The organism is Fusobacterium sp. SYSU M8D902, assembly GCF_040199715.1.
GTDB lineage: Bacteria > Fusobacteriota > Fusobacteriia > Fusobacteriales > Fusobacteriaceae > Fusobacterium_A.
Genome location: NZ_JBEFNA010000044.1, coordinates 1 through 8,926, shown reverse-complemented (window position 1 = coordinate 8,926; position 8,926 = coordinate 1). Strand labels below are relative to the sequence as shown.

10 protein-coding genes and 1 tRNA gene are annotated in these 8,926 nt (G+C 30.8%); 9 read left to right on the top strand and 2 right to left on the bottom strand.

Features of this window, described 5'->3' with window-relative positions; translation table 11 throughout:
• From ABNK64_RS10680 to ABNK64_RS10645, 8 genes are all read left to right on the top strand, one after another.
• A tRNA-Asn gene (locus ABNK64_RS10680) sits at window positions 1-70 on the top strand.
• 43 nt (window positions 71-113) lie between these two features.
• Window positions 114-587, top strand: coding sequence for a Cys-tRNA(Pro) deacylase (ybaK, locus tag ABNK64_RS10675; RefSeq protein WP_349764357.1), 474 nt, complete (start codon window positions 114-116; stop codon window positions 585-587).
• Between the two features lie 68 nt (window positions 588-655).
• Complete coding sequence (locus tag ABNK64_RS10670) at window positions 656-1,654, top strand: FUSC family protein (protein ID WP_349764356.1); 999 nt, start codon at window positions 656-658, stop codon at window positions 1,652-1,654.
• A gap of 153 nt (window positions 1,655-1,807) precedes the next feature.
• Entirely contained in the window at window positions 1,808-3,298 is a 1,491-nt protein-coding gene (locus tag ABNK64_RS10665; protein WP_349764355.1) for an ABC transporter substrate-binding protein, read from the top strand.
• A gap of 13 nt (window positions 3,299-3,311) precedes the next feature.
• The gene (locus ABNK64_RS10660; RefSeq protein WP_349764354.1) at window positions 3,312-4,226 is read left to right on the top strand and encodes an ABC transporter permease; all 915 of its coding nucleotides are present in this window, start codon (window positions 3,312-3,314) and stop codon (window positions 4,224-4,226) included.
• Window positions 4,226-4,990, top strand: coding sequence for an ABC transporter permease (locus tag ABNK64_RS10655; RefSeq protein WP_291256343.1), 765 nt, complete (start codon window positions 4,226-4,228; stop codon window positions 4,988-4,990). Before ABNK64_RS10660 ends, ABNK64_RS10655 begins: the two co-directional genes overlap by 1 nt.
• On the top strand, window positions 4,987-5,721 hold the full coding sequence (locus ABNK64_RS10650; RefSeq protein ID WP_349764353.1) for an ATP-binding cassette domain-containing protein: 735 nt from the start codon (window positions 4,987-4,989) through the stop codon (window positions 5,719-5,721). Before ABNK64_RS10655 ends, ABNK64_RS10650 begins: the two co-directional genes overlap by 4 nt.
• Window positions 5,718-6,461 (top strand): ABC transporter ATP-binding protein, encoded by a 744-nt coding sequence (locus ABNK64_RS10645; protein WP_300390019.1) that lies wholly within the window; start codon window positions 5,718-5,720, stop codon window positions 6,459-6,461. The genes ABNK64_RS10650 and ABNK64_RS10645 overlap by 4 nt, the downstream gene beginning before the upstream one ends.
• A 60-nt stretch (window positions 6,462-6,521) precedes the next feature.
• On the opposite strand, the gene ABNK64_RS10640 is transcribed toward ABNK64_RS10645, so the two are convergent.
• Both ABNK64_RS10640 and ABNK64_RS10635 read right to left on the bottom strand, forming a co-directional pair.
• On the bottom strand, window positions 6,522-7,025 hold the full coding sequence (locus tag ABNK64_RS10640; protein WP_349764352.1) for an NUDIX hydrolase: 504 nt from the start codon (window positions 7,023-7,025) through the stop codon (window positions 6,522-6,524).
• 2 nt (window positions 7,026-7,027) lie between these two features.
• Window positions 7,028-8,359 (bottom strand): DUF1576 domain-containing protein, encoded by a 1,332-nt coding sequence (locus ABNK64_RS10635; RefSeq protein ID WP_291256347.1) that lies wholly within the window; start codon window positions 8,357-8,359, stop codon window positions 7,028-7,030.
• Window positions 8,360-8,475: 116 nt separating this feature from the next.
• On the opposite strand from ABNK64_RS10635, the gene ABNK64_RS10630 reads away from it, so the two are divergent.
• A complete protein-coding gene (locus tag ABNK64_RS10630; protein WP_291256348.1) occupies window positions 8,476-8,787 on the top strand; it encodes a GIY-YIG nuclease family protein in 312 nt (103 codons plus the stop codon).
• Window positions 8,788-8,926: the final 139 nt, after the last annotated feature.

Below are 8,926 nucleotides of genomic sequence, written 5' to 3'. Positions count from 1 at the left end.
TTAGCTCAGTCGGTAGAGCATGCGGCTGTTAACCGCAGTGTCAATGGTTCGAGTCCATTAGGAAGCGCCATTTTTTTTATTTTTTGTAAAAAACTGATGAAAAGAGGGTAGTTATGAAAAAGACAAATGCTATGCGGGAATTAGATAAAAGTAAGATAACTTACAACTATAGAGAGTATGAAGTGGATGAAAATGATTTGAGTGCCATTGCAGTTTCACTTAAAACAGGACAGGACATAACTAAGATATTTAAAACATTGGTTTTGTTGACAGAGAAGAAAGAGATGATAGTAGCCTGTATAGCAGGTGCAGATAATATAGATTTGAAAAAATTAGCTAAGTTAGCAGAAGTGAAGAAAGTGGAGATGCTAGAATTAAAAGAGCTATTTAATATGACAGGATATATAAGGGGAGGATGTTCTCCTATTGGGATAAAGAAAAGACATAGAAGCTTTATAGATAGTAGTGTTCTCACTAAAGATATAATAATGATAAGTGCTGGAATAAGAGGACTACAGATTTTAATCAACCCTCAAGATTTAATTAAACATTTGAATATGACAGTTGGAGATATAATAGTACAATAGTTTATTAAAATTACTTGAAAAATTTCTAAAAAAATTTTAAAATTAAAAAAATTATAAAAGGGGAAATGATGGATAGTAAATTTAAAAACATATTGGAGAGAGCTGTATTAGTTGGAGTATCATTGTTGTTAGCCCTATACTTAGCTGATCTTTTGAGATTATCTAAATTTTATGTGGGGATAGCAGTATTGAATGTAGCTAATCTAAATGGTGCTAAGACTAGACGTCAAGCTTATGAAAGGACAATCACGACATTTTGTGGTGGTGCTATTGCCTGTATGATAGCATATAGTGGATTTCAAGAGAATATGTTTCTGTATCTTTTGGGCTTAATAATTGTATGTTGCTTTACAGAGATGATATTTAAAGTACCAGCTACAGTTGGATGTATTGCCTTTACATATATAATGCTAAATATTGATCCTAATAGAACACCGAGTAACTATCTTGAAGAGAGAGTTTTAGGAACGGCTTTAGGTGCTACAATGGTAGCTTTATTAATAAGTTTATACAGCAAATATCTACATAAAAATAATAATAAATTAGAAAAATATCCTCAAAAAGAGTGGAAGGATCATTTTAAAAGAGCTGCAATTCCGGGAATAGCAGTAATTTTAGGTGTTTTTCTAATAGATATATTAAATAATCATATAGATTCAAGATATGTTACTAAATATACAATGTACTACTGTGCCTTAGCTTCAGTAGTTCCATTTCATATTGATCTGAAGGAGTTACTCAAAAAAACAAAAGAGAGATTTTTAAGTACCATATTTGGTGGAGTAATAGCTTTTGTATTCTCTCTATTTGGTCTAAATGGGAATATTTGGAGTTCAATAGGGATAGTGTTTGTAATTGTTTTTATAGAGTGCGTAATAGGGATTTCAGGAGCTTTAGGAGGAGTTGTTTTCCTCTTTCTCATGTTTAATGTGACTGAAAATTTACCACCATTAGTATATTATTTGGATAGAGTAATAGGAACAGGAATTGGTATAGTTCTCATACTTACAGTAGTTTGCTTACTAAAAGAGGGAGATGTACTAATTAAAAAATTTAAAAAATGGTAATTAATTGATTCGATTTTGAGTATAACTAGATTATTCTAAAATAAATTTAGTTATACTCTTTTTTTATAAAGAAAATATGATACAATATTAATATCTTAGTATAGATTTGAAAAAACTTATAAAAAATAAGTAAAAATTATTAGGGAGGCTATGATGAAAAATTTAAAAATTATGGCAAAAGTAGGAGTAGTGACACTATTAGGTATGTTGTTACTCTCTTGTGGGAAAGAGGAGAAAGTTGAAAAGAAAGAGATAAAAACAACAATGAGTATGGATATTGATAGTTTGAATCCATATAAGATGGTTTCTAGTGGAACTGAAGAGATAATGTTGAATGTATTTGAAGGGTTGTTAATGCCCAACACAAAAGGGGAGTTAATTCCAGCAATAGCAGAAGAGTATAGTGTTTCAGAAGATGGATTGTACTATACATTTAAGATAAGAGAGGGAATAAAATTTCACAATGGAAACCCATTAGATGTAAAAGATGTAGAGTTTTCTTTAAAAAGAATGTCTGGAAAAGATGGATTCCCACCTTCAAGTGCATTATTTCAAGAGATAGAGGATATAAAAGTATTAGATGGAAATAGAGTGCAGATAAAGTTAAAAGAGGCAGACTCAGCTTTTATCTACTCATTGACAGAGGGAATTGTTCCAGATGAGAATGCAGATCAATTGGATAAAAATCCAATAGGGACAGGTCCATTTAGAATTGCTCAATATGATAGAGAGCAACAGTTAGTTTTAGATAGATTTGATGATTATTGGGGAGAAAAAGCAAAGGTAGATAGAGTTACAATATTTGTTGTACCAAATAATGAGACAGCATTTTTAAAACTTTTATCTGGAGAGATAAATATGCTTTCAAGAGTGGACTCTAAAAGAGTAAATGAGTTGAAAAATTTTAATAATGTTTCAGCTCCACAAAATACAGTACAAATTTTTGCTTTAAATAATGATGTTAAACCTTTTGATGATGAGAGAGTTAGAAAGGCTATAAACTTAGCAATAAATAAGGATGAGATTATAGCAGGAGTTATGGGTGGAGATGGAATTAAGTTAGAGACAAATATGAGCCCTGTGATGAATAAATTCTGTATAGATAATATTGGAGAGAAGCAGAATATAGAGGAGGCTAAAAAGTTGTTAGCTGAGAGTGGAAACTCTAACTTAACTTTTACTATAAAAGTACCTAGCAACTATCAGATGCATGTAGATACAGCTCAGATAATAGCCGAACAATTAAAAAATATAGGAGTAACTGCAAAAATAGAGACTATTGAGTGGACAACTTGGCTATCTGATGTTTATTCAGGAAGAAAGTATGAGGGAACAATAGTTGGTCTTTCAGGAAAATTGGATCCATACTCAATATTAAGAAGATATACTAGTGATTATAAGAGTAATTTCTTTAACTTCAAAGATGCTGAATATGATAAATTGATACAAAATGCTAAAGATGCTACTGCAGATGAGATAATTGTAGCAAACTATAAAAAAGCTCAAGAGATATTGAGAGATAAACAAGCAGCTATATATATAATGGATCCTAAACTTATAACAACATTGGATAAAAAGATAAGTGGTTTTGAATACTATCCATTATCATATATCAATTTTTCAAAAATGAATATAGAGGAATAAATCGGAGAGTAAGATGTATTACATAAAAAAAATATTAAAAATGGTATTTTCCATATACTTGATAGGAACAATATCTTTTCTCTTATTGGAGTTAATTCCTGGAGATCCTGCATTAGCAATATTAGGAGTTGAGAGTTCAGCTGAAGATATTGCTATCTTGAGGGAGAGTCTAGGATTGAATAAAAGTTTAGGTTTGAGATATTTAGAGTGGGGAAAGGGTGTATTGGCAGGTGATTTTGGAAATTCATTTAAGTATGGAGAGCCTGTATCACAACTGATACTAGAGAGACTACCCCTGACAATAGAGATCGCTATTATAACTGTAATAATAGTTTTAATGGTTTCCATTCCCCTCTCATTTTTTGTGCATAAGGTAAGAAGTGTAAGAGTGAAAAAGATAATAGATTTTTTAATAGGGCTCTGTATATCTATTCCTTCATTTTGGTTAGGGATATTGGTAATGTTTCTATTTAGTGTTATTTTGAGATGGTTTTCAGTGGGGTATAACAAAAGTTTTTCATCTCTTTTGTTGCCCTGCCTAGTAATAGCTATTCCAAATATAGGGGTTTTTACAAGTTATATTAAAAATAATTTGGAAGTTGAGTTGAGAGAGGAATATATAAAATATCTTTTTGTAAATGGAGTAAAAAAATTCTGGTTAAATTGTTATATTTTAAAAAATTCAATAATACCAGTAATTCCTTTGATAGGGATAATGTTAATAGATTTGATAATGGGAATTGTAATTATTGAGCAGATATTTTCTATTCCAGGAATAGGAAGGCTAATGATAACAGCAATAATAAATAGAGATCTACCACTTGTTCAAGGATTGATATTTTATACATCAGTGGTTTTAGTAGTGATCAATTTTATTATAGATATTCTATACTCTATAATAGATCCAAGAATAAGGAGTGAAAGATAATGAAAAAAGGAAAGTATTTAGTACTATTAACTATTTTTATCTTAAGTTGTATTATTTTTTATCAAGATCCTTATGCTATGAGTGAGAAAAAGATATTGTTAGGACCTACTTTAGAAAATATATTAGGCTGTGATAATTTAGGAAGAGATATATTTAGTAGGCTTGTATTGGGAAGTTTTAATACTCTCATCATCTCTTTTATCTCATCAACTTTAGCAATAACTTTTGGAGTATTGATAGGGAGTATAGCAGGTTACTATGGAAAGTTTTTAGATGGGGTGATTATGACTTTGGTAGAGGTTATAATCTCTATTCCAGGGATTCTAATAGCTCTGGGAATAATAATAATCTTAGGAACAGGATTTCACTCACTGGTAGTTGCAATTTTTGTAATATATATACCAAGATGTGTAAATGTAGTAAGAGGTCTAGTAAAAAAAGAGAAAAATATGGAGTATGTAGTAGCAGCTAAAACTTATGGTGTTAAAGATCTAAAAATAATCTATATACATATTTTACCAAATATTTTAAAGCCAATTTTAGTGGCTTTTACAACAGGATTTGCAGGAGCGATACTCACAGAGGCAGGACTGGGATATTTAGGATTGGGGATTCAACCTCCATATCCCACTTTAGGAAATATCTTAAATCAATCACAATCATATTTTTTATCAGCTCCTTGGTTTACAATAGCACCGGGAATAGCAATAATTTTTACTGTATATCAGATAAAAAAATTGGAGAAAAGAGGTAGAAAATATTGAAATTAATTGATATTAAGGATTTAAATTTAGAGATTGATGGTAAATGTTTGTTAAAAAATATAGATTTTCACATAAATTCAGGAGAGATTGTGGCTCTAGCTGGAGAATCTGGAAGTGGAAAAACTTTAACAACGAAGTTTATTTTAGGGATTTTACCAGAGAGAAGTAAGATAAATTGTAGAGTGTTTGAAAAAAATTGTGATATTGGAGCAGTCTTTCAAAATGCTTTTACCTCACTAAATCCTACAGTAAAAATAGGACATCAATTAAAAAAAATATATGAAGGTCATTTTGGCAATTCTAATAATTGGCAAGAAGAGGTAGTGGGATTATTAGAAAAACTTGGGATAAAAGAGGCTGAAAAAATACTAAAAAAATACCCTCACGAAACAAGTGGAGGGGAGAGGCAGAGAGTGGTAATAGCTGGAGCCCTCATAAGATCACCTCAACTTTTGATAGCAGATGAGGTGACTACAGCCTTAGATCTAAAGACTAAAAGAGAGGTAATAGAGCTATTTAAAGAGATTCATAAAAGTACAGGAGTATCTATACTATTTATATCTCACGATTTAGAGTCAATAAAAGATTTTGCTCAAAGGGTTTGTGTTATGTATAGAGGTGAGATTGTAGAAGAGAATAGTTGTGAAGCTATTTTCAAAGAGCAGAAACACCCATATGTAAAGAGGTTAATAGAACTGTCTAAGAGCCTTTGGATAAGGGGTGAAAAATGATACTGAAAGTTGAAAATCTATCAAAATTTTATGAGAAAAGGGGATATTTTTCTAAGGAAAAAAAGATTGTTTTGAAAAATATATCTTTTGATGTAAAAAAAGGAGAGATATTTTCAATCATAGGTCAATCTGGGGTTGGAAAATCTACCATTGGAAAGATAATCTTAGGAATAGAAAAAGAGAGTAGTGGAAATATAAAATTCTTGTCTAAAGAGCTTTCTAAAAGAGAAAAAAGAGATATTCAAATGGTGTTTCAAGATCCATATAGCTCTTTAAATCCAGCTATGAAGATAAAAGATATACTGGCTGAACCATTGAAAGCAAATGGGATTATAGAGAGAAAAGAGATAGAGAGTTTAGTCAAAAATACTCTATATGAGGTTGGATTGAGTGAAGAGTATGAGAATAAATATCCCAATGAATTGAGTGGAGGACAGCGTCAGAGAGTAGTTATAGGGTGTGCAATAATACTGAAACCTAAATTAATAGTGTGTGATGAACCAGTGGCTTCTCTAGATTTGGCAGTTCAGAAACAGATTTTAGATTTGATAAAGAAGATAAATAGAGAGAATGGAATAACATTTATATTTATCTCTCATGATTTGGGAGTGGTTTATAATATTTCAGATAGAGTTATGGTACTTTACAAGGGAGAGATACAGGAGATAACAGAGGTAGAGGAGTTTTTCTCCAAGCCTAAAAGTGAGTATGGGAAATATCTTTTAGAGGGAATACGTTGATCCATAGAGTAAAAAGAAGTTGATTTACAGGTGAACTGATAGATCAACTTCTTTGTTTTTTTATCTTAGATTTCTATAAAGAGATAGAGCAAATATTGTTTTCATATCTTGAGAAATATCTTCAACCTCTTCTAGAGAGAACCACTCTCCAACCAAATCCTCACCTTCATCTAATTTTAAAGCCTCTGGAAGGATTGAGTCATCTTTTAATTGGATAATATAGATATATAGTTTCTCTTGAGTATATCCAGGAGAGACAGTTAAAGGTTTTTTAGGGGTATAAAGGATATTATAACTATCTGGAAGATATCCAGTCTCCTCTTCAATCTCTCTATAGAGAGTATTTATCTCACTCTCACCATTTTCAATTAAACCAGCAGGAATTTCATACATCTCTCCAGCTATTCCAGGTCTATACTGTTTTACAAGAAGAGTTTTATCTCCACTTGCATTTAAAACAAGTGCTGCAATTGCATTTTGCTTAATTAAGTATTCCAATGTTGTACCAGTAGTCGGATGTTTTTCAACAGCGATTTTTAAAAATTTTAAATCTTCAGTATTCATAACTAATCTCCTTTATTCATTCTTTCTCTTTCCTCTATTATAGCATCATAAATCTGTTTTTTTCTTTTTAAATATTTTAATCTCTCTTTGTCTTTACGATCCTTAATCATCTCCATGATTGGTAGTAAAAATCCAGCTACAATTCCAGCTGAAAATCCATTGTTATAGAGGTTAAGTCCACCATGTACAGAACCTATACTTTGCACTACAGCTAGGTGTAACCAACCAGCAATAACTCCCCAGACAACACCATATACTCCAGCTACAGGAGCTAAAGATGTTCCAAATAGTGCAGAGAGAGCAATTGTAAAACCATTTGTAGAACTTCCCCAACCAGCTAGATAAACACCTAAAAGAATTGGTATTGTATTTTTAAAGTGTTTTCCATAGGCTGAAAATCCAACTACTGTTAGAATACCAGCAAGTAGCGGACCGTTTAGTGTCTCTTTTAAAAGAAGTACAAATATAGTGGCAACAAAACCCATTACCCCCATATTGATAAATGTTAAACCATAACCATATTTTTTTACAAAATCTGATTTCAGTCCACTATCTTTTAGAAGAGTTGTATATCCTTTAAAGGAACTCTCATTTATAAAAAATCCAATTATAATTAGAGTTAAAAATATTGAACCACAGATTATTTTCAGTGCTAAATCATACTCAGTGGAGATAATTCTCTGAGGAGTGATTGTAAAATTAAATAGTTTTAAAATCGAGGTTATAACTGCTCCAAGAATACCACCTGTAAAACCAAGATTATAGAGGTTCAGTCCCTCATGGAATCCAGCCATTTTTTTAGCTAGTGGAGTTACTATAAATCCGATAATGATACCGAGAGCTATAGCATTAATATATGATGTATCGGTTGTGTCAACTCTGAATGCCACCTCACTTACAAATGGAGCTAAGGCACTTGTAAAGGAGATTGTGACAAAGATATCCTTAAAATCAATATGCTCATATATGCTATAGAGAATACCTCCGAGATAGAATGGTAAGATATTTAAAATATTCTTTCCAAAGAAAGAGAAACCAAAAACTGTGAAAAAAGAAGCAATTAGAAGCCCATTTATCTCAACTTTAAGTAACCTAGATAGAGTAAAATTAAATAGAAAAATTAAAAATGCATTGAGAAAGGCAGCTCCTATTCCACCAATAACTAGAAAATCTGTAATTAAAATTGCAGGAGAGGCTATTATTCTTAATATACCTGAGATAACATTCTCCCGCTCATAAAAAACATAAGCAGAAAAACCTAGAATAATAAGTCCAATAAGTAATATAGATATAAACTCAATTTTTTTAAGTCGATTTTTATTAAAATTATCCATTAAACCTCCTTTCTATCTAGTCTCTTAATTAGATATTATTATTTTTTATATTAAAAGTCAAACAGGAATTTATAGATATTGTTTCAATTTTAAGAAAAATATTATAAAATATAGATATGGAAGATTTAAAAAAATATTATATTTATGTATTGAGATGTAAAGATTCCTCTCTATATACAGGAATAACTACTGATATGGAGAGAAGATATAGAGAACATATGGAAAAAAGAGGGGCTAAATATACAAAAAGTAGAGGAGTAGAGAGAGTAGAATTATATTTTATTTGTTATGGGAGAGGAGATGCTAGTAGAGTTGAATACTTTTTTAAACATTTAAAGAAAGAAAAAAAAGAGGAATTAATCCTTGATTTTACTAAACTAGAAGAGTGTATTGAAAAAAAATTAAAAATAAAAATAAAAAAATGTTGACACAAAATAAAAAATATGATAATATAATACATGTTCTGAAACGCAAAAGCGTTCTACATAAATGCCTGGATGGCGGAACAGGTAGACGCACAGGACTTAAAATCCTGTGGTATTTAGTTACCGTGCCGGTTCGATTCCG